Consider the following 23,221-nt stretch of genomic DNA (forward strand, 5'->3'; position numbering starts at 1 on the left):
GAGTCATTTGGGTATGTTTATTTTTGGCAATCGGTTTAATGCTCTCGCTTATCGCGACTAATTTTTAATGCGCGATCTGATCTTGATCGTTCATTTTATATTGGTAAGAAGTTCGTGAATGGCTTCCAAGGTCGATACACAGTCGTTAAGGTCTTCATGACAACGATGAACCCAAGCTTCTCCCCAATAAAAGTTGCAACTCGTTTCCGAACGAAGCAAATGCCACATCGTGGATTCCAGTAATTTCTCCAGAGCATGATTGGTATCTTGTTGTTCTAGATTCTGCCAGTGGACTTCGTGAACGATTTTGCTGATCGCATGGACACGAGCCAAGGCGTCTTTTTGAGCTTGCGAACCGGTCCATTGTTGAAAGTCGCGGCCATGATGCCAACCGGTATTCCAAGCGCCCGGGCGGATGTAGACTTCGCCATAGGTACCGTGCTCGTCCAAATAATCTTCCACAAATGCAGGTCGGATATCATCGGTGCCGCTTTGGGCTTGAGCCATGAACTCTTGATAGAACACGCCCCAGAAGTTGTTATGGGGCGAGGTGTCGCGGAACCAGCCGCCATTGTCGCCATCGGAACAGGTTGTGACTAACGGTTCGAAATTACACCAACGGGTTCTATCGTGAACCTCGCGGCTGAACCACCCGTAGTCCATCCCGGACTCTTGAGCGTTCGATAGATCTCTGTCTCTGACGATCACTACGATGCTATCGGTGCCGTTACGGGCTATGTGAGGCCGATAATGCAATTCTTCCCAGCTCATCGGTGTTAATGCTTCCACATGTTCGCTATCGACAAACACATATCGGTAGCCGAATCGTTTGAGTAGTGGAATCATCTCCATCGTGAAACCCATTTCCGGCGGCCAAAAACCTGTAAATTTCTCGCGGTTGAAGAGGTGTTTTCCTATACCCAGCCAGCGCTCCACCTGAGGCTCGCGATCGGCTATGGGTATCAGGGGCAGAACGGGGTGGTAATAAGCGGAGCCGAGTACTCTGATGATCTCTTCATTTTGGAGATACCATAGCAACGTACCGCAGTCGACTTTTCCGTATACGAGCTGCTGGAAAGAGGGGTTCGACAGAGTTTCGAGTAAAGTTCCCGATAACGAGATATGGACTTTACCCAAGCCTTGATATGGCCAAAGCGTTCTCGGAATCCGGTCAAGCGCAAAGAGAATTCTTTCCGCTTCCCAAGGTTCATGTTCCCAAAGAAACTCAAGGTTACCGGCTGGTTGGTGGAAATGTAAGGCTAGGGCATGATGGATCATAAGCGTAACCGTTAAAAAGTGGTGTGACAGTTAATTGATTTGACTAAGGAATATGCACAAAATAACTGCTACAAGTAGTAGGCTTTGCGGCGATTCGGTGACTCGCTTGACAGGACGCTGTGAATACTTCCATGTAGGCTTGACGGCGGCTTTCCCTGCCGCCGACAGCTGTCAATCGAGCCACCGATCCCCCTCCCAGAAGTTGTCGAAGTTATTTCATGCTCGTTCCTTACCTTTATTAAGACGCCATGCGACTTTATTCAATCAATCTTATCTGTACTTTAACACCGGCATTTCGTAATAAGCAACAAGCTTGACGGCCTTATGTTTAGAATAAGGCTTGGGCTCCTCATTGCGCCCTTCATTCTGAAAAATTGTTCGATGATTTTGAAAGTAGGGATGCAACTGACAGCCCTGTAAAATAAGCCCATCGTAGATGAAAATTCGGCCTCGGGGTGCCCGTCAAAGGACGCCGTAAATACGTCAATGTAAGCTCTATGCCAGCTACATTCCGGCAAAGCCTTTGCCGAGACGACCCGATGCCTCCCCTCCGGCGCTACCGAAATTTCAAGTGCGAAAGGTATAAATCAAGTCGTACGGTTTTTCAGTATGAAAGGAGTGTGATCCAATCCTAACTCTCTTTCATATTTTGTTGGACTGTTGTTAATAGCTGCAATAGACGGTCAAATTCGAAGTGATTAATTATTGCTAATAATTGCTCCGAAAGTTCGGTGTCGTCCGTGTCGACGCTCTTGACAAGTTCGAGGCATTGCTCGACATCCAGTTCGATTGCGGAAAGTTCCAACGACTTAAGCCAGTTTAAGGGTTGCTGTTTGAGCTTTTCAAGTAGATTTTCCTGAATCATTTCATCGTTTGAAGCGCTTTTAATTTCGGTTTGATCATATAAATAGCGCACATCTAAATGCTTGGCCATGCAATCGAAAATCTCCTCGTTACGATAGGGTTTGTTAACGATGTCGCAGGCTCCGGCCTTCAAAAAAGCTTGCCGATCTTCCAAATAAACCGATGCCGTGACCGCGGCGATTTTGACCTTGTCGGCTTCCGGCAAGGCTAGAATGGTTTTAGTCGCTTCGATTCCATCCATGACCGGCATGCGTCGGTCCATCCAGATAAAATCTGGATGCCACTGTTTGAATGCCTCGACGCCTTCTTGTCCGTTTGTTGCCTCCATAACGTTAAAGCCGACCGATTTCAATATTTTTTTCAACAACAAGCGATTTTCCGCTTTGTCTTCGACGATCAGTATTTTGTAGTCGGGTTGGCCGGGTTCCAGACCGATAACGCGGCTATTGATGGAGTCATGAAAGTCTTCGATCGTAGATTCGGCGACATCGCCGACCGGAATCTCGACGCGAAATAGCGAACCTTTTCCCGGCTGACTATGAACGCTAATCACGCCTTCCATGAGTTCGACATATTGCTTGGTAATGACAAGGCCTAAGCCCGTACCTTGTTGATCCGATAAAGAACCTAGCTGTACGAATGGGGCAAAAATATAGGGTATGTCTTCGGTGGCTATGCCAATCCCGGTATCTTCAACCTCGCAAACCAACATCAAACCGTCTCGGTCGGTTTGGCGGTGCGCATTGAGCCTTAAGGTGATTTCGCCCTGTTTCGTGTATTTGATTGCATTGCTCAAAAGATTGACCAGGATATGCCGAAATTTTGCGGTGTCGGCATCGATAAATCGGGGAAAGGTCGAGCATTGGTCGATACGTAGTTGCAAGCCTTTCGACTTGGCGCGCTCTTGCATCATGTCGATGATGTTGCGGATTACGGAGCCTAAATCGAAAGGTGCGTTTTCGACGATCATGCGCCCCGATTCGATTTTAGCCATGTCCAGCACCTGATTGATTAATTCCAACAGGTAAGTTCCGCTTCGGTTGATGATGTCGAGGTTTTCGCGTTGCGTGGCGGTTAGGTCGCTATCGCTTTGCATCAACCTGGAAAATCCCAATACGGCATTCATTGGCGTACGCAGTTCATGGGTCATGTTGGCTAGGAAAATGCTTTTCGCTTTATTGGCCGATTCGGCGTCATTTTTGGCTTTTTCGAAGGCAAGACTGATTTCCCGTAAGGATTGATTGGTGCGATTTAAATCCTTGGTACGTTCATCGATGCGCTGCTCTAGGGTTTCGTTCAGTTCTTTCAGAGCGATTTGCGCCTTGGCATGCTCGTGTAATTCGTGAGCCAGTTTCTTGTTGGTTTGTTGTAATTCGGCGGTAACGATATCGCGTTCCGTTTCACGCTGATGCAGATTTTGCATCATTTGCAGAATGCCGCGCGCCAATAATCCTAACTCGCCATGTAGCCTCTGGTTAAAAGTGACGTTGTAATTGCCGGCGGCAATTCGTTTGACTACGTCAAGCAACTGTAACATCGGTTTTACGACGATCAGTTCCAAAGCGAGACGAAGACAAAACACAATTAGAAAAATGAGCGTTAGACCCCTGATCGTGGTGACCAATCGAGCCTCTTGCAATTGCTCATCTAAGCGCTTTTTACTGAGATAAAGCTTTATTCGACCGATTTCGATATCATCCTGTTTCACCGAGCCTTCGCGATAAACAAAGTTGCCGTCGATCGGTTGACGATTTCCCGGAATGGCTTGCCATTCGTCATTTCGGATTCGGGCGACCCATAATTTCTCATCGCCGGATACTTGTATCGCATAGGTATCCTCGTTGAGCATGTCGATGTTGATTAATTTGTCGATCCAATGGTCGTCCATTTCCCATAATGGAATGATGAGACTTTCTTTCAAGCGCCTTATTTGCCTATCGGCCGAAATTTCCAGTTCATCATGGAGACGCTGCTTTGTCTGGATATAGTTGTAAGTTTCGTAAGGGCCGAAACCCATTACGGCAATGGTCAGCAGTAAGAGGGTGAGCCTGGACTTGATGCTTTTTAAACGGAATTTCATGCAGAGCCTTAATAGGCATACATTTGTTGGAAACGGTACAAATTGTCAAACCAACCGTCCGGCAGTTTGCTGTCAGGATAATAACGTTCGACGATTCGTTGATACTCGCCATTAGCGATAATGCTTGCTAAGCCTTTTCGATAACGTTCGGCAATACTGTCGGCGTTCGGATAATTGGCATCGATCATGATCGCGATCGGCGAAACGGTATTGGATAGCGGCATGCGGACGAAATCATCGGCAAGTTCCGGATAAAGTTGATTAATCATTTGCCGGCCTACTAAATCGATTTCAATGACCAAGTCGATACGGCCTACTTTAAGTTTTTTGAATAAGGAGGCTTGAGTATAACTGCTTTCAAAAGTGAGCCCCATTTGTTCCAAGGCTTTTCGGTCGATCAAAATGCCTTTTAAAACGCCGATCTTATAAGATTTGAGATCGTCAAAGCCTTTGACTTTCAGCGGTTTAGAGTGATGAGGGCGATAATAAAATAGCGACATTTCCGAAATCGCGATCGGGATGATCGCGGCAAACTCTTGTTGCCACATGAAAAACTCGGGGTTACCCGAGTCGTTATTGGACCGGTCTTCAATCATTCTCGACAGCGGTACGAAACGAATTTGCGTGGTTAAGCCCGCGGCGGACGACATGGCTTGCAGTAACTCGCTGCCCATGCCTCCTTCGGGGGTGAATCGACACCAATAGGGGACGCTTTCATTCGCATCGATGACGACGAAATCGGTATCGGCACGCGCGATCGGGATGCCTAGCCAAAGCGATAACAAAAACCAACGCATCGACAATCTACTTGAGAGGTAAGACGGACGTGCTTACGGCTTTATTTTCGCCGAATGCCTGTTCGAGTATTTTTTGGTAAGTTCCGTCGGCGATGATGGCATCGAGGCCTTGTCTGAATTGCTTTGCCAAGGATTCGCCTTCCGGGTGCTTTTTATTGAAAATAATGGATAAGTTGCGCTCTCCCGCAGCGGGTTCCAGCTTGATAAAACGCGGCTTTTCGGTCGATAAGTTTTTATCGAGAAACCAATCGACGGTCAATTCCGTATCGCCGATGAAATCGACCGAACCGGATTTCAACCTTTCCAATAGGTTGAGTGTGTTGCCTGTTATCGTTTTAATACCGGCTTGCCGGTAAGCGCTGACATCTTCCTCCGGGTTCGCGCCATAGACGCGTCCGGCCAGAGCTTTAAGGTCGCCCGACCACGGAAATCCTTCGGATTGATTGGGGCGGTAAATAAAATAATGATCCTGTAAGCGCAATAGCGGAATGAAAATCAGTGATTTTTGTTGGTCTTCAGTAAAGCTAAGCGGAGAGCCGACCAAGGCCAACGCGTTTTCTTGAAACATGTAATATTTCAGCATGCGCGATAAAGGGAGGGTATTGATCGGAGCTTGGATATTTTGTCTTTCCATGATCGTGTTGACGAGTTCGAGCGCTACTCCGCCCCCGCTAAGCTGGGTCGTGATCAAGGGCGGGCCGTCAAGCGCGTAAATGACATTGGCGCTGTCGGTGAACATGTCGAGTTTGATGCGAGGTCCCGTCGCTGAGGAGTTGGCGGAAAACAATAAGATTGCGATTAACGCAATGCTCAATCGAAACGGATTTTTAGTGAATTTCATGTCAGTCCTTCGTTTAATCGATAATGGCCGAGTTGGTCAACACCAGCAAGGTATCCCACAATCCGAAATGCAAGTTGAACGGCGAGGTTTGCGACAGGAATATTGTAATGGTTTCTTCTTTCGGGTTAATGCTAAAGCGGGTCGAGTAGATGCCCGCCCATTCGAATACGCCCGGATCGCCGGAATCGACATCATGTTCGCGGTCTTGCTGAATGGCGAAGCCTAAGCCGAATTTCCAGCCCGGCCCGTGTAAGAAGTCCGCATCGAAATGGCCGATATGGTTGGTAGCGGTCATCAACTCCACCGTTTTACGGCTCAACAGGCGCACGCCGTCCAGTTCGCCCTTGTTGAGCAGCATTTGCGCGAAACGGTAATAGTCATGTGCCGTGGACAATACATTGGCGCCGCCGGTAAGGTATTTTCCGGATAAGGCCAGTGCATCGGATGGACATAGGGCTAGATCGCCGTCAAGCATCTTGTCGGGGGCGGGAGCCAAGGAGCCTTGCCAATCGCTTTTCCAAACGGAAGCCAGGCGGTGCATTTTTTCCTTGGGCAAATAAAAATGACTGTCGTGCATTTTTAGCGGATCGAAAATGCGTTGTTGCATGAATCGGTCGAACGGCATGCCGGATACGACTTCCACCAGATAACCCAACACGTCGCTGGCGAGACTGTATTCCCAAAGTTCGCCCGGATGCTGATAAAGCGGCAAGCGCGCAAGCCGTTTGACCATGTCGCCAATCGTTTCGTTCGGCCGGCAAAAACCGTCGGTAATCCCCGCTTCTTTGTAGAAATCGACCACTAACTGCCGGTTTCGTTCATGATAATAGTTATTAGGAAACAGATATAGCAAGCCGGAAGTATGGCTGAGGAGATCGCGAATGGTTATTTCCCGTTTTGCAGGCACCAGTTTGTATTCGGATGCCGAGCCGGGCGGTTGCATTTCCAATACCTTGGGATCTTTGAACTCGGGGATGTATTTAGAAACGGGATCGGACAGCAATAGCTTGCCTTCTTCGTACAACAACATCGTCGCCACGCTAGTCAACGGTTTGGTCATCGACACCACTCTAAAAATAGTGTCTTTTTGCATGGCCTGGTCGGTGCCGGCTTGTCCCGCTTCGCGAAAATAGGCGATCTCGCCTTTACGCGCGACGAGTACGACGGCGCCGGCGATCTTTTTCTCGTCGATATGCCGGTCGATTAAACGGCTGATATGCTGTAATCGCGGCGAAGATAGACCGACAGATTCGGGAGGAACGGGGAGTGCGATTTCTTTAGCGAAAGCCGGAGTTTGCGTTAGGAGTAGGGCAATCAATAGTCTTAATGCTGAAAGCATGAGGTTTCTCTTGTGTTTTTGTGCGTTCAGAGTATGGAGTGTCGGTGCCGAAGTGTGAAGTGCGAAAGGCATGCTTCGGCCTCAAACGATGGTCGCGTCGAATCGATCTAATTGTTTAAAAAATTCTATCTTGGCCAAGAACTGATCGAGATTTTCCATAAACAAATCGATTAGTACCGGGTCGAAGTGTTTGCCTCTTTGTTCATTAAAAAAATCCAGTATGTCGTCTATTGCCCAAGCCGGTTTATAGCAGCGCTCGTGGCCAAGGGCATCCAAGACATCGGCGATCGCGGTGATGCGGCCTGCGATATGAATATTTTCGCCTTGTAAGCCCAGGGGGTAGCCGCTGCCATCCCATTTCTCATGATGTTGCTGCGCGATGATTGCCGCCATGCGCAATAGCGGTCGATTAGAAACCGATAACATTTGAAAGCCCAATTCGCTATGGGTTTTCATGATCTTCCATTCTTCGGCAGTCAGTTTGCCGGGTTTGTTTAGAATATGATCCGGAATCGCCACCTTGCCGATGTCGTGCATCGGCGAGGCGTGTTTGATCAATTCCGCTTCTTCGTAGCCGCGCAGTTGCGCGAGCAAATAGCTGAACTCGGCCACGCGCCTGACATGCAGGCCCGTTTCGTGAGAGCGCGTTTCGCAAATTTCGCCCAGCGTTAAAATGACTTCGCGCTGCGTGTCGATAATTTCCCGGTTGAGTTGTTGAATCCTTCGCACGCCATTCTCGATCTTTCGTTCCATCTGATTTTGCAGTTCTTTCAACTGCAAATGCGTGGAAACGCGCGCTTTGACCTCTTCGAACTGGAAGGGCTTACTAATATAGTCCAGTCCACCGACACTGAAGGCTTTGAGTTTATCGGTGACGTCGGTTAGGGCGCTGATGAATAGTACCGGAATATTGCGTGTGGACGGGTCGGACTTCAAGCGTGCGCAAACTTCAAAGCCGTTCATGCCGGGCATTTTAATGTCCAAAAGGATCAAGTCGGGGGCCCTGCTAGCAATGGCCGCCAAAGCCATTTCACCATTTGCGGCAGGTCTGACTTTATAGCCTTCTTCCTTAAGAATACTGGCCAATAAGTGGAGGTTGGCGGGGGTATCGTCAACAATTAATATATCTACGTTCTTCACGTCCATGATAAATCACCTTGAACCTTAATTTGTTAAGGGAGCGTCGAGCCATGCAAATAATCCTAATGCAAGCAGGGGAGGCCGTTTGTCTATTTTGCAAGAAGTTTTAATTTATAGTAATTATTCAGCATAAGTCATGTATGAGAAGGTGTCAGGCATTGATTTATAAGGCTGTCTGCAACAGGACGTTGCAGTCAGAGCTTACAGGGATGTATTCACGCGTCCTTAGAAATCAATGCCTGACACCAACCTACCGCATGCGCTGAATAGTTACAATTTATATTGCATTATTCTAACAAACAAGCAGCAGTCTAGTGGTTTAAAATAAATGCGATCGAGTGCTCACCACTTCGTAAATCATCGCGATTGAAACGAAGAGGAAGATGAACCGGAGTGACAAAATAATTCTATTGGACATCATGTGTTGCCTCGACAGTAGGCGCGGAAAATCATGCCGTCTTCGGTTGAAGCGGACGGAGCAAAGACTCCGTCCGGCTAGGGAGCTAGGCCATAAGCGCCAACTTAAGGAAGGAACGCGTCATTCCGCCAGGGATTGGCGGAATCCAGGGCCAAGGATGGCAATGCGTAGCACCGCATCCATGCAACATGGATATCGACAACCCATACCAATATGACGAATAAAGCCATAAACGCACCATAGAATAGGCACTAAGTTGGCGCTTATGGGGAGTTAGGCCCCCGCTTTTTTTAAGCGCTCAACGCTTTCAAAACCGCCTGCAGCGTGTCGTTCGCATCGCCGAACAGCATGCGGGTGTTTTCCATCACGAACAAGGGATTGCCGACGCCGGCGTAGCCCGAGGCCATGCTGCGCTTCATCGCGATCGTCGTTTGACCCTTCCAGACTTCAAGAACCGGCATGCCGGCGATCGGACTGTTCGGATCGTCGAGCGCCGACGGATTGACGATATCGTTTGCGCCGATCACCAGCGTGACATCGATATGGGGAAAGTCTTCGTTGATTTCCTCCATTTCAAAAACGATGTCGTAAGGGACCTTGGCTTCGGCCAGCAGTACATTCATGTGGCCGGGCATGCGTCCCGCGACAGGGTGAATACCGAAGCGCACATTCTTACCCTTGTGGCGGAGCAGTTTTGTGATTTCAAACACGGTATGCTGCGCCTGTGCGACTGCCATGCCGTAGCCTGGAACGATCACGATGTGTCCTGCCGACATCAGCAATTGCGCGGTTTCTTCCGGCGTGATCGGATTGACGTCGCCGACGATTTCAGCCGCCGCGCCGCTGCTACCGGTACCGAAACCGCCGGCAATCACGCTGAGAAAATGCCGGTTCATCGCACGGCACATGATGTAGCTCAAGATCGCGCCGCTGCTACCGACCAACGCGCCGGTAACGATCAATAAATCGTTACTAAGCATGAAACCGGTCGCGGCTGCGGCCCATCCGGAATAACTGTTCAGCATCGAAACAACGACCGGCATATCCGCGCCGCCGATCGCCATGACCATGTGTACACCGAAGGCCAGCGCGATAACCGTCATCAACAGTAACGGAAGCATGCCGCCGCCGGTTTCGGCTTGCGCGAGAAACCATTTGCCGAACAAAATAGCCAAGATCAGCAGACTAAGATTAAGCCAGTGCCGGGCGGGCAATATTAGCGGTTTACCGTCGATACGGCCGCTAAGCTTTCCGAATGCGATCACCGAACCGGAAAACGTAATCGCGCCGATCAGCACGCCGACATAAATTTCGATTTCATGTATCGTTTTTTCGACTCCGAAAAGGGAAGTGCCTTCCTCGATAAAATTCGCGTAGCCGACCAGAACCGCCGCTAGCCCGACCAGGCTATGCATGATCGCAACCAATTCCGGCATTTGCGTCATTTCGACTTTCAGAGCGGCTTTGACGCCGATAGTACCGCCGATTAGCAAGGCAATGATCAGCGTGACATAGGCCGTGACCGAATCGCTCAGCACCGTGGCCAAGATCGCGATGGTCATGCCGGCCATGCCGTAATAATTGCCGCGACGGGCGGTTTCTTGATTGCTGAGTCCGCTCAGGCTCAAGATAAACAGAACGGCCGCCGCGATGTAAGACATTGAAACTAGACTTTGAGACATGGGACCTTCCTATTTCCTGAACATTTCTAACATACGGCGCGTTACGACAAAGCCGCCGACGATATTGATCGACGCGACCAACACGGCGAGACCCGCCAATAACGTCATCAAAAAGCCCGGCGCCGAGACTTGGATCAACGCGCCTATCACGATGATGCCGCTAATCGCATTGGTAACGCTCATCAACGGCGTATGCAGCGACGGCGAGACATTCCAGATCACTTGATAACCGATGAAGCAGGCCAGCACGAACACGGTGAAATGCGACATGAACGATTCCGGTGCGACCGATCCGACACTGAACAGCGCCAGGCCTCCGAGAATCAGCGGTAGCAGTTGTTTAACCGGTTGCGGTATCGGCAATCCTGAAGGCTTCTCGATGACGGCCGGGACTTTGGTATCGTCCGTTGTTTTCGGCACGACAGACAATGTCGGCGGAGGCGGCGGCCAGGTAATCTTGCCTTCCTTGATGACCGTGGCGCCGCGTATCGCTTCATCTTCCATGTCGATATTGAGTTGTCCGTTTTTTTCCGGGCAAAGGTCGGTCAACAAATGTCTTAAATTGGTAGAATAGAGTTGGCTGGATTGATTGGCCAAGCGACTGGGCAGATTGCTGTAGCCGATGATCGTGACGTTGTGTTCGACAACGACCTTGTCTTTTTGCGTGAGTTCGCAGTTGCCGCCTTGCTCCGAGGCTAAATCGACGACGATGCTGCCGGATTTCATCGACTCGACCATTGCCTTGGTAATCAACTTAGGTGCCGGTTTTCCGGGAATCAAAGCGGTCGTGATGATGATGTCGACATCCTTGGCTTGTTGCGCGAACAAGGCCATTTCGGCTTCAATGAATTCCTTGGACATGGTTTTGGCATAGCCGCCGGTGCCGGAGCCTTCTTCCTCGAAATCCAGCATCAAGAATTCGGCGTCCATGCTTTCGATTTGCTCTTTCACTTCGGGGCGGGTATCGAAAGCCCGGACGATCGCACCAAGCGATTTTGCGGCACCGATCGCGGCAAGCCCTGCAACGCCGGCGCCGATGACCAAGACTTTGGCGGGTGGAATTTTACCGGCCGCGGTGATTTGGCCGGTAAAGAAGCGGCCGAAATGTTGAGCCGCCTCGATCACTGCGCGGTAGCCGGCAATGTTGGCCATCGAACTGAGCGCATCCATTTTTTGCGCGCGAGATATTCGGGGAATGCTGTCCATCGCCAGTACCGTGGCATTTTTCGCGGCCAGCTTCTGCATTAATTGTTCATTTTGTGCAGGCCAAATAAAACTGATTAAATGACCGCCGTCCTTGAGCAATTCGGCTTCGTCTTTTTTGAGTTTCGGATGTTTTTGCGGCGGACGTACCTTCATGACCAGATCGCAGTCCTCCCAAATTTTTTCGGGACTATCGACAATCTCGACACCGACTTTTCGATAGGCGTCATCGGAAATATCGGCACCGAGACCCGCGCCGGATTCGACCGCGACCGAAAAGCCGAGCTTTATGATTTTTTCGGCGGCCTCGGGCGTCGTCGCGACGCGCTTTTCACCTTCGTGTACTTCTTTAGGGATACCAATTTTCATAGTGCTTCCTTTTTGTTTTTGTTTAAGCACATCGTCCCGGTATGAGGGCTACTGACCGATTAGACCTGTGGGCTTATAGGGCAATATCGTTGTTGATGTGCCGTGAATCGAGTCGAGCGTTATGAAATGCGGACTTATACCTTTCGCACTTGAAATTTCGACATTGCCTAAAGAGGCGCGGGGGTGTCCGGCAAAGGCTTTGCCAGCATGGAGCCGGTATAGAGAGCCTACAGGGACGTATTCACGGCGTCCTTTGACGGAGACACCCCGGTGCCGAATTTTGATCTACGATGGGTATAATTCAAACTCCGCTTGCGGAGCATAGGCAATTCGCCAGTGCATTTCAATAGCTATCGACAATAAGTGCGAGAAAGAAAAATCGAATCCTAGGAAAAAGGAGTTTTGGCTAAGGAAATTCGTCGCTGGGGTAAAACGAAGCACCTTCGATATCGTTTTATACCCTTTGCTGGTCAAATTTCGGCCCAGGGGGCTCCGTCAAAGGACGCCGTGAATACGTCCCTGCTGTCAAAGCCTTTGCCGCACACCCTGGCGCCTCCTCAAGCACTGCCGAAATTTGAAGTGCGAAAGGTATAAATCGGAAAAAAGAGGGCTGCCTCCAGGCAGCCCTAAAGTGGGGGTCAATCGAAAATTGACTATCTGTTACTACGATATTTTAGTTTAAAGCCTAAAATCAAAATAAAGATAGCGGTTATAATTGTTTCAGACGCTACAGTTTATAACTGCGATTTTGTCCGCAGAATAGAGTATTCACTAGTTATTTATAAGTTTTAGCTAAAATTGAAACGCGGCGAATTCAACCCATAAATGCATCGCCCCGGCGGATTACTCGGGTCCTGGTTGCATGGATGTGAAGCTACGCAGTGCCATTCTTGGCACTGGGGGCTGGATTCCGACAATCCCTGGCGGAAGACGCATTATTTTCTTACTCCCTCCATACTCAAAAAATGGCTAACTTTATGAAAGTATGGGGTGTGACTAGCGAGGACCGCCTTGAACCCAGCACCGTAGGTACGCATCGCGCATCTTTCCACGGCGCCGAACCCAACAAGATGTCCCGGCCCAGTTGCGCAATGCTCACCCTGCACTTGGCACTTTATAGTCTAAGATCACCGACAAAAGACTAACAATAGCCCCCATAAGCGCCAACTTAGTGCCTGCTCTATGGTGCATATGCGGCATTATTCGTCATCTCGGCATGGATTGCCGATATTCAGGTTACATTGATGTGAAGCTACGCTTTGCCGTCCCTTTGCGGGACGGGTTATTTAACCCGTCCCCAACGTTTCGGTTTGCCCTAAACATTTCGGCTAACTTCGGCCAAAGTCAAAACGTTTAGGACAGGGTTGCAAACCCCGTCCTGCTAGGGATATGCCGGTTTTTGGGCTTTAGCTGAAGAAACTTGCTAATCAGGTAGCTTTTTGCATGACCATGGCAACGGCGGCGGCTCGCGTGACAACGCCGAGTTTTTCGAAGATATGCTCCAAATGCTTGTTCACGGTGCGTGGGCTACTGCCGAGGATGATGCCGATTTCTTTGTTGGTTTTGCCGCGGGAAATCCACATCAGTATTTCCGCTTCTCTTAATGTAAGACCCAAGGAGTCTTTCAGCGACTCAAGATTCCAATCTCGTGAGCCTGCGCGTTGTTGCAAAAGCAGTAGGAATTCATGGGAGTCCGCGCTTCGAGAGAGTTTGATCGATAAGTTGCCGAGTATGTGATCTATTTCCGAAGGTAATTCCCGACCTATATGGTTAGCCTGAATTTGTTCTCGGAGCCATCCCGAAATCGGTTGCGGAGGGAGTGCGCCGATTTCTACTTTCCGGCTTGAATCAAGTTTTTCGGTTAATTGGCTCAACAATGTTTCCGCGCATGGTGTCAGCCAAGTAATCCGTCCGGACCTATCCACAGTTAAAGCGGCGAACGGGGCATGTTTCAACGCGGTTTTGGCGCGGCTGATTGTTCTGGCTTGGGTCAGATGAACATCGACTCGTGCCAAAACTTCGGTCGGTTTGATCGGTTTGACAATATAGTCCAGGCCGCCTTCGTCGAAGCCCCTTAATAGATTATCCAGCTCGCCCAGTCCGGTCATGAACAAAATAGGAATGTCGGTTGTGGCCGGATTGCTCTTTATTTTTCGACAGGTTTCGAAACCGTCGATTCCCGGCATGACGACATCGAGCAAAATAATATCGGGGTGCAAAAAACCGATTTGCTCGAGTGCGGAATGCCCGTCGATGGCGACCAACACCCGGTACCCGGCTTCCGAGAGCGTGTCGGATAAAAACGCCAAATTACCGGGCGTATCGTCGATGATCAATACTGTGCCCTTATTAACGGAATGATTTGCCGCAGTCATAATTTAAAATTGTTTCCAAGCCATTTTGGTAAATGTTAAATGCAGGCCCATAAACCTAAAAAAGCGTTTCACCATGAATATACCTATCGCACTTCAAATTTCGGCATTAGCGTATGGAGGCGTCGGGGTGTTCGTCAAAGGCTTTGGCAGCATGGATGCTGTCATGGAGCCTACATGGACGTATTCACGGCGTCCTTTGACGGGCATCCCGACGCCGAAATTTGACTGGCAAAGGGTATAACATGAAGAATATGAATTTAATTCAATAACTTGCTATGAATTTGTATGGATCATTCACTCGCCCAAGGTAAATATTCAGTCCCCGAGCAACTATCGTTCCCACGCTCTGCGTGGGAACGATAGGGGGGATGTGAATAATTACCACTCAAGATGTTAGCGAGAACGCTTAGGTAATATATTGAAATTCTATAGGAACTTCATGTGCTTCATGGTCAAATTGCTGAATTTAGGATAAAGGCTGAATATTCATAATCGCAAGTTCAAATCTTATCGATCGAATCGGTCTTCACTCGCGTAATTTCAACATCATTACTCGATAACAGCAGTTTTTTGATTTCCCCGATTTTAAATTCGTAGGCCAATTTTTTTATTTTGGCGACGAATAGCGCGTATTCCGAAGCTAAAAGGTCTAATCGAGTCTTCAATCCGGTTAAATCGCCGATTCGAACGAATCCGGCGAGTTCGTCGATTACTTGTTGCGGGGGGAATACGATCGCATTATTTGCCGACTGATTCAAAACAAGCGTGTCATCATGCTGGTGAATCCATTCCAGCGAGAGATGCAGTCCAAGTTTGTATAATAATTCGCGAATTTTTACCGGCTTCGAGAGAAAATCGTTGCAACCGGCGTTGATAGCGGCGACTCGGTCCGTCAAATAGGCGTTAGCACTCAGTACAACGATGGGGTGTTTATAGCCTTTCTCGCGTAGCACAGTAGCGGTTGCTAAACCGTCGATATCCGGCATCGAAAGATCGAGCAGAATGAGGTCGGGAGGATTGTCCGAAACGATGTCGATACAAACTCCACCGGATTCGGCTTCATCCATGACGAAACCGAGGGGTTCCAGAATCGAGACGATTAAATCGCGATGTTCAGCCTGATCGTCGACGACGAGCAAGCGTTTGCGGCGTCCTGAGTAGCCTTGGACGTCATTATCTCTGACGGCTTCCGGCGTCGCGCCTTGATTCGGTAAAAACAGGCGTACCGTGAATGCAGAGCCCCGACCGGGTTCGCTCGTAACCGACAGTTCTCCTCCCATGATTTCGGCGAAAATTTTGCTGATCGTAAGCCCGAGTCCGCTGCCTGAAACGGCATTTCCGCTACTGTCGTGTATCCGTGTGAAGGGTTGGAAGATGTTTTGCAAATGTTTCGGCTCGATGCCTTTGCCGGTGTCGATGACTTGAAAGTTGGCGACCTCGCCGCTGTAACCGATGCGGAAGATGATACCTCCCGTTTCTGTGAACTTGACGGCGTTACTCAGCAAATTAATCAGAATTTGTCCGACCCGTTTTTCATCGCCGCGAATTCGCTGGGGCAGGGAATGGGTGAACTGGCAGCAAAACGATAAACCTTTCGATTCGGCCTGGGGTTTGTAGACCCGCACTAAATGATCGATAAAAGCCGGAAAATGAAACGGCGCCGATTTAATTTCGAATTTACGCGCCTCGATACTCGCAATATCGAGGATATCTTCGACTAGCGATGACAAATGTTCGCCGCTCCGTTTTAATGTTTCGACCGCTTGGCGGCGGCGTTCAGGTATTTCCGTGTCTTTATGAAGAATATAAGCGTAACCGATGATGCTATTGAGGGGTGTTCTGATTTCATGGCTCATGTTACTCAAAAAACGGCTTTTTGCGCTATTGGCAGCGTCGGCCATTTTTAAGGCTTGGGCTAGTTTCACGTCGGTCTTTTTGTGTTCCTCGATTTCCATCAACAATAATTGCGTTTGTTTAGCCGTTTCTTCATGGGCGACGCGGCGGCTCTCATCGTTCAAAATCAGCCACCAGGTACACAAACCGATAAATACCAACAACGATGCATAAATCTTGACGAAATTTTCCAATAACAGTCGAAAAGCAGGTGGATAAGGTTGGGCGGTCAACAAATCCTGATAATAAATGATGCCGATAAAAATACTGGTAAGTACCGTCAGAAACAAAAACAGCAGGCCAAAGCGCAGTAATCGCAAACGAGCCTGTAGCGATAGCGTTTTCGGCAGAAAGCGCCGGGCCACTATTTCCAAATAATCGTCGAGTCGTGCTCCGGGTTTGCAAGCATCCAGACATCGCGCTTCGAGCGTGCAACACAACGAACAAATACTGCCTTGATAGGCTGGACAATAGGCGATGTCTTCCTGCTCGAATGCGTTGCCGCAAATGCTGCAGTGTTGATGAGACGCCTTGTTGTTTTCGTCCCGGTCGCGAGCCAGATAATGTTTAGGCCCGGAAACGACTGCGATGAGAGGAACAAGAATAAAGGCTAGGCCAAGCGAAATAAACGCCGAGAAAGCACGCGGATAATCGCCGAAGGCGCCAAGGTAGGCCAGTATCGAAACGATCGACGCGCATAAGGTTGCGATAATGCCGACCGGATTGAGGTCGGGTAGGTAGGCGCGCTTGAATTCGACGATTTTGGGGCTGAGGCCCAACGGCTTATTGATCATCAATTCGGCGGCAACCGCGCTGATCCAAGCGATCGAGATATTGGAAAACAAACCCAACACTTTTTCCAAAGCGCCGAAAACGCCGAACTCCATCAACAATAACGCGATCGAGACATTGAATACTAACCAAACGACGCGTCCGGGATGACTGTGCGTCACTCGCGAAAAAAAATTCGACCAGGCGAGTGAGCCGGCATAGGCGTTGGTTACGTTGATTTTTATCTGGCAGATGACGACGAACAGCGTCGTGACGGCGAGCGCAATCGCAGGATTGCCGAACAGATCGTTATAAGCGATCAAATACATTTGCGTCGGTTCGTGTGCGTGCTCCGCTGCGATGCCGTTACGCAGTGCGAGATGTGCGAGCAAAGCCCCGCCTAACTGTCTGAGCATGCCGAATAATACCCAGCCGGGACCGGCGGCAATGGTACCGAACCACCAACGAAAGCGGTTCTGTCGAGTTTTTTCGGGCATGAAACGCAAAAAGTCGACTTGTTCGCCGATTTGAGCGACCATCGAAAAAGCCACCGTCGCAGCGCTGCCGAACAATAGCCAGTCGAAATCGCGTCCGCTGCCGGCGATCCAAAAATAGGTTTTGAGTGTCAGTAGCGCTTCGGGTTCGTGCCGGTAAACGGCGATATAAGGCGCGATCAACAAAATCAGCCAGATCGGCTGAGTCCATAGTTGCAGCCGGCTGATCGTCGTGATTCCGAATGCGACCAACGGTATTACGATCACCGCGCTGATGACATGGGCCAATGCGATCGGGATTTGAAAATAGAGTTCGAGTGCGAGCGACATGATCGACGCTTCGAGTGCAAAAAGCGTGAAGGTAAACGAGGCATAAATCAACGAGGTAACGGTCGAGCCGATATAGCCGAAACCGGCGCTACGAGTCAGTAAATCGATGTCGATGTTATACCGGGCGGCATAATAACTTATGGGAAAACCGGTGATGAAGATGACTAGGCCAACCACTAAAATGGCCCAGAACGCGTTGGTAAATCCGTAATTGATAGACAGAAAACCGCCGATGGCTTCCAAAACCAGAAACGAAGTCGATCCGAAGGCCGTATTGGCCACTTGGAACTCGGACCATTTGCGAAAACTGCGCGGCGCAAAACGAAGTGCATAATCTTCTAGAGATTCGTTAGCGACCCAAGCGTTATAGTCGCGGCGAATTTTCGAGATGTTCTGATGAATCGGGGCGCTCATTGATAATCAGGCATGAGGTTTCGGCTTTGAAAGCAAGTCATTGAACAATGAATAATTAAGGCAATTTATATGCCGTAATTGTAATAAACTGTTTTCAAGGCGCCCGGCACCCGTTCGGTGCGCATGTGTCAAATAACGGCGGTGGCGTGTATTGATATGGTGCGAATGACGAAAAAACGCACATTCTTAGTGCTACGGAAGAGGGCGGTGGGCGGAGTGCGGTTTTTCTATGCCTCGTGCATATCGAATATCGTGATCATGCGACTCTCCCGAAAGGGAGAGTGCAGGGGTAAACTTTCATAAATCGGAAATTTAACGAGCGAGCGCTATAATTCCGAATTATTTTCTTTCATGGCCAAGTTTCAAAATAACGGGCGAACCTTGGTTATGGATCGTAATTTGTTTATAGCTTTTCTTTTCGGCGTTAATGTCATTTGTCTCGGAGGGCACTGGCTTGCCTGGTTCGGTTTGCGTTTCCGGCTCTTCAACGGTTTCGATCAAAACATCCGGTGCCCAGCTAGGACTGGTGGCTTGAAGCGCATCTGCACGTTCTTCCGGTTGAACTTTGAGCGATTTCAGCAAATTCAGGCAAACGGTGCTCACTTGGTCGATCAATCGCGAGCGTTTTTCGCCCCCTGAGAGCGGTTTAGCGATAAATTCCATCGTATAGTACGCCGACTCGGTGCTGTTCGCGGTCGAGATTAGCGAGCAGGTGATCGGCACGATTTCCGCTTTTTGAAAGTTTACCGCTCGCGGGTCGGAATTTCCGGCAGTAAATGAAAAGCCGGTTGGGGTGCTACCGTGCTTGACGGCTTCGATCGTTGCCTGCATCCGATGGTCGGCGGGTTTATCGGCATCAATGCCGATGGTATAACCCCATTCGTTTAAATGGCTTGCGATTGTTTCGGCCATTTCATGATTCGCCGTGTCATCGGCTTGATAGCCGGCCGCTTCGATATCGATTTCGAAAAAGATTTGCTTTACCGAAGCGGCATCGATCGGCACTCGTTTCATATCCGGGCCTATCGTGCATCCGATTAAGGTTGTCGAGATAACCGAAAGAGCGATGAAAACGCTTGATTTTAGGTGATGCAACGGTTCGATCATGGCTATCCTGTGATTGATAAAAATAAATTCTACTTCTTTTCGCGCTTCAAATTTTGGCGTAATCGCTCCCACTCGCTTAGGCACGGTTCAGGGGAGAGGGAAGCCAAAAACGAAAATGGGTGCGATCACTGAAAAATAAGCAACAGCGATGCCAAATTAAATTCGATCGCTTGATTACCGATTTGTTTATCAGCGATTTTAGTATCGAGTCATTCGGCATATCGACACGCAAAAACTATGTATCCGTTACGGTTTTGGCCGGAACACTTCGAGCGTGTTTAATAAAGCTTGACGCACTTTAGAATGCCTGCCGGTTTTTCGGTATACGTCATTTACCCGATAGGCCAAATAAAACGAAAAGGAAACGAAAAGGGGTCAGGTTACTTTTTTTGATTGATGGCGGCCAACAAGAGTAGTACCCCAGTCTCTTTTTTCAGATTGATGTCATGATTATGATCATGTGAAAAAACTTTCCGACTAATTTCAATCCGCAACTAAAATGGTTGTTTTCGAATTGTCGCGGCCAAATTAAACATGAAAAAGCAATCGTTTACTTTTGAACAAATTCATATTGAAGTCGCACGAAATGCTTCCGACGATTTCAACCTGTTTCACGACAAACACAAATGGTTGCAGATTACTCATAATCCATTCAAAGGCCCCATCGTGCTGGGTTTTCAGTTGAATACGCTGATCGAATACCAGATGCGTCTGTACCGCGAGGCACAGCATGAGGAGCAGATCATAGTTGATAAGCAATTGCGATTTAGCAATTACCAGACTATTTTCGTCAACGCCTTACGACCAAGTCAGGAATTTTCGCTGGAAATTAAAAAAACCTTGATCAACACGATTCCCGATTTGACGTTGACTAACCGAGTCGTTATCAAGTCGCAAGGCAAAACGATTTTGCTTGGCTATAAAAAAGAAACCCAAGCTCCGCTGTTTCTTGCAAATACTGATTTAAACGGTTTGCCGGATCTGAATACGGTTGCAGATAAAACTCTGGTTCCGGGCAGCGATTACTTTTTAATGCGAAAATGGATGCATAACGGCAATGTCAAAAATTTTTTGTCGGGTTCTTTGGCCGAGCAATCCGATTATTTTGACGAACTGGCCGAAGTTGCCCATTATCCTGAAATATTCCCTTGCAGCTTAACTTCCGGAGTCTTACTGGAAAAGGCTCAACTTGAGAATCACGATTTCAAGGCTAATCCAATGGTTTATACCTCGCATGAGTTATCGATCGACCGTCATTGGGTTGGGCAACTGAAAAACAACGATAAAGTTTACATATTGGTCAAACAACTGCCGGAGTCCAAGGATAATACACTCAATAACACTAGAATCTTGTTGCGTTCTTACGAATGTTACGGGGTGCTGGAAAATAAAGAGATTCTATTTAGAATCAAACTAAATTTGGTGCCGTTGGAAGAAATCTTAAAAATTTGAAATTTAAAAGTTAACAGGGGAGTCGGTAGTAAACCTTAATATGCCTTTCGCACTTCAAATTTCGGCAGCGTCTAAGGAGGCTCCGGGGGCTCGACAAAGGCTTTGCCAGCATGGAGCCGGCATAGAGCCTATATGGACGTATTCACGGCGTCCTTTGACGGACACCCCGGCGCCGAATTTTGATCTACGATGAGTAAATAGTATTAATTGTTAATTTAAGTTCGAGTTAACATAAACAATCGAGAATCCGAACTTGTGTAAATTTACGAAGGTTTAATGAAATCCAGTGTCAGGAAAAAACGTTTGTGGTTGTTATTGCCGTTGTTACTTTTGTCCGGATGGATTGCATGGCATTTTCCTGATAACTCGCCTTTAATAAGCGGAATAGAAACGGATTGGGATCTGAGTCGTTATCAACCGATTGAGCCTGCTCGCCATGTCGACGGCATCCAAGAAAATCTCTCGGGCATCACCTATCATCCGCCATCGGGTCTGCTTTATGCGGTGACCAATAGACCCTGTAAGGTTCATGTTCTCAATAAAAATGGCGAGTTGCAGCGGACAATTGATTTACCCGGTTTTCGGGATACCGAGTCCATAACCTACCTGTATGATAACTTTTTTGTGATTGCCGAAGAAAATCTCTACAACCTGATGCGGGTGGAAATCACTGAAGCTACGGAATCGATAACGCACGATCAGGCAGTCAGGTTTAATCTGGCAGAAGAAGATGATGACAATAACGGTATCGAAGGCGTAGCGTGGTCGCAACAATTTGGCTTATTTGCAGTGAAAGAAACGCCTCCTACCCTTTTGCATCAGCCAGTTGACGAATGGGGTATGGGGGTAGATTTGTCAGGATTATTGTCTATGCGACTGAAGGTAAGGGATTATGCTGGATTGAGCGTATTACCGGGGAAGGAAGACAAGTTATTGATATTGAGTGAATCCTCCGACAGTCTGCATGTCGTCGACATGCAGGGGCGGGAATTGTCGCGGCTCAGTTTACGCGCAGGAAAATTAGGATTGATTGGCTGGTTATGGCAACCGGAAGGTGTGGCCGTTGATAATGACGGCCGAATTTATGTAGTCGGAGAGCCGAATCAATTTCTGGTTCTGGAGCGGCGTCCGGATCGATAGGCTTCGCAGAAAATCGCCTTAGGAATATGCACAAAATAACTTATACAAGTAGTAGGCTTTGTGGCGGTTTGGTCAGCAATTCCCAATTTGGAGATCAAAAAGGGTGTGGGGTATGCTTGGCGAGGATATCGGCAGCAGGGAGCTGCCGCCAAGCCCCCATGGATGGGTCTACGGCGTTCCTCGACAGGCATACCCCGCACCCTAAAATCGGCGAAACTGCTCAAACTGGGAATTGCTGCGGTTTGGTGACTCGCTTGACAGGACGCCGTGAATACGTCCGTGTAGGCTTGACGGCGGCTATCCCTGCCGCCGACACCTGTCAATCGAGCCACCAAACCCCCTTCCAACAGTTGTCTAAGTTATTTCATGCTCGTTCCTTAACAAGTATTGGAGAACATTCGGCGTGGCGATAAAAAATAGGCAGGGCGCTATGTGCCCGCTCGTTGGAAGGGTTGCGCAAAAATAAGCTCACCTACTTACCTGTCGAAGTCTGCGAATTAGTCTTGAAAAGTAACCTGACCCCTTTTCTTCTTGGTATAGGATGGTTGTTTGTCGACAATTAAAGAGGTACTCATGATACACGATAGATACGGAGCCGTTAATGAATCAGAAACTTCAGGGGTAGCAAACGGCAACAGAGTAAACGAAGCGGTTTCCTTGGAGAACGATTTTCCTGTCGTTTGTGTGGGCGGTTCGGCGGGCGGGCTCGACGCTTATATTAGGTTGTTGCAAAATCTGCCGGCAAACCTAGGCGTAGCTATCGTCATTGTTAATCACATCACAAAAATGCCGACCATGCTGCATGAAGTTCTGCCGACTTATACCACCATGCCTGTTGAGCTAATCACGGAAAGTCTGCAAATGAAACCTAACCGCGTGTTTATCATTCCAGCCAATCGGGATTTACACGTCACCGATGGACAGTTTCATTTAAAGCCAATATCGAAGCCTCATGGTTGGCCCGATGTCATCACGGTATTTCTACGCTCATTGACGGAGCATTGGGACGGTAAGCTGATTGCTGTGATTGTCTCTGGCTATGATGGTGACGGAGCTGACGCGCTTTGCGGCATCAAAGAAGTCGGCGGCATCACCATTGCTCAAAAGCTTGATACCGCTATTCAGCCAGACATGCCGGAGACAGCAATTGCGAGTGGTTGCATCGATTTTGTTCTGTCACCGGAAAATATCGCTCAAAAACTTGTGCGCATTGCTAGAAATGAGGTGTTGTGAC

The 23,221-nt window shown here is 48.7% G+C and carries 14 protein-coding genes; 3 read left to right on the forward strand and 11 right to left on the reverse strand.

Annotated features, from left to right (window positions below):
• Nucleotides 1-90: 90 nt before the first annotated feature.
• From EQU24_RS08365 to EQU24_RS08415, 11 genes are all read right to left on the reverse strand, one after another.
• A complete protein-coding gene (locus tag EQU24_RS08365) occupies nucleotides 91-1,278 on the reverse strand; it encodes a polysaccharide deacetylase family protein (protein ID WP_017839917.1) in 1,188 nt (395 codons plus the stop codon).
• Nucleotides 1,279-1,909: 631 nt separating this feature from the next.
• Nucleotides 1,910-4,222 (reverse strand): ATP-binding response regulator, encoded by a 2,313-nt coding sequence (locus EQU24_RS08370; protein ID WP_017839916.1) that lies wholly within the window; start codon nucleotides 4,220-4,222, stop codon nucleotides 1,910-1,912.
• Nucleotides 4,223-4,230: 8 nt separating this feature from the next.
• Nucleotides 4,231-5,019 carry a substrate-binding periplasmic protein gene (locus EQU24_RS08375; RefSeq protein ID WP_017839915.1) on the reverse strand — a complete coding sequence of 263 codons (789 nt, stop codon included), beginning with the start codon at nucleotides 5,017-5,019 and terminating at the stop codon, nucleotides 4,231-4,233.
• A gap of 7 nt (nucleotides 5,020-5,026) precedes the next feature.
• Nucleotides 5,027-5,860 (reverse strand): substrate-binding periplasmic protein, encoded by an 834-nt coding sequence (locus EQU24_RS08380; protein WP_017839914.1) that lies wholly within the window; start codon nucleotides 5,858-5,860, stop codon nucleotides 5,027-5,029.
• A 13-nt stretch (nucleotides 5,861-5,873) separates the two neighbouring features.
• Entirely contained in the window at nucleotides 5,874-7,199 is a 1,326-nt protein-coding gene (locus tag EQU24_RS08385; RefSeq protein ID WP_014149094.1) for a serine hydrolase domain-containing protein, read from the reverse strand.
• 81 nt (nucleotides 7,200-7,280) lie between these two features.
• A complete protein-coding gene (locus tag EQU24_RS08390) occupies nucleotides 7,281-8,345 on the reverse strand; it encodes a response regulator (protein WP_017839913.1) in 1,065 nt (354 codons plus the stop codon).
• Nucleotides 8,346-9,047: 702 nt separating this feature from the next.
• Entirely contained in the window at nucleotides 9,048-10,439 is a 1,392-nt protein-coding gene (gene pntB / locus EQU24_RS08395) for a Re/Si-specific NAD(P)(+) transhydrogenase subunit beta (protein ID WP_026130081.1), read from the reverse strand.
• Between the two features lie 9 nt (nucleotides 10,440-10,448).
• Entirely contained in the window at nucleotides 10,449-12,011 is a 1,563-nt protein-coding gene (locus EQU24_RS08400) for a Re/Si-specific NAD(P)(+) transhydrogenase subunit alpha (protein ID WP_017839912.1), read from the reverse strand.
• A gap of 1,427 nt (nucleotides 12,012-13,438) precedes the next feature.
• On the reverse strand, nucleotides 13,439-14,386 hold the full coding sequence (locus tag EQU24_RS08405) for a response regulator transcription factor (protein WP_017839911.1): 948 nt from the start codon (nucleotides 14,384-14,386) through the stop codon (nucleotides 13,439-13,441).
• Nucleotides 14,387-14,886: 500 nt separating this feature from the next.
• Nucleotides 14,887-18,288 carry a hybrid sensor histidine kinase/response regulator gene (locus tag EQU24_RS08410; protein ID WP_017839910.1) on the reverse strand — a complete coding sequence of 1,134 codons (3,402 nt, stop codon included), beginning with the start codon at nucleotides 18,286-18,288 and terminating at the stop codon, nucleotides 14,887-14,889.
• Nucleotides 18,289-18,627: 339 nt separating this feature from the next.
• A complete protein-coding gene (locus EQU24_RS08415; RefSeq protein WP_017839909.1) occupies nucleotides 18,628-19,395 on the reverse strand; it encodes a hypothetical protein in 768 nt (255 codons plus the stop codon).
• A gap of 534 nt (nucleotides 19,396-19,929) precedes the next feature.
• Here EQU24_RS08415 and EQU24_RS08420 point away from each other — a divergent pair.
• The 3 genes from EQU24_RS08420 (at nucleotide 19,930) to EQU24_RS08435 (ending at nucleotide 23,220) form a co-directional block, all read left to right on the forward strand.
• Nucleotides 19,930-20,847: a hypothetical protein gene (locus EQU24_RS08420; protein WP_017839907.1), complete on the forward strand. Its 918-nt coding sequence runs from the start codon at nucleotides 19,930-19,932 to the stop codon at nucleotides 20,845-20,847.
• A 276-nt stretch (nucleotides 20,848-21,123) separates the two neighbouring features.
• Nucleotides 21,124-21,987 carry an SdiA-regulated domain-containing protein gene (locus EQU24_RS08425; RefSeq protein WP_017839906.1) on the forward strand — a complete coding sequence of 288 codons (864 nt, stop codon included), beginning with the start codon at nucleotides 21,124-21,126 and terminating at the stop codon, nucleotides 21,985-21,987.
• A 573-nt stretch (nucleotides 21,988-22,560) separates the two neighbouring features.
• A complete protein-coding gene (locus EQU24_RS08435; protein WP_014148219.1) occupies nucleotides 22,561-23,220 on the forward strand; it encodes a chemotaxis protein CheB in 660 nt (219 codons plus the stop codon).
• Nucleotide 23,221 lies beyond the last annotated feature (1 nt).

The organism is Methylotuvimicrobium buryatense (assembly GCF_005931095.1).
GTDB lineage: Bacteria > Pseudomonadota > Gammaproteobacteria > Methylococcales > Methylomonadaceae > Methylotuvimicrobium > Methylotuvimicrobium buryatense.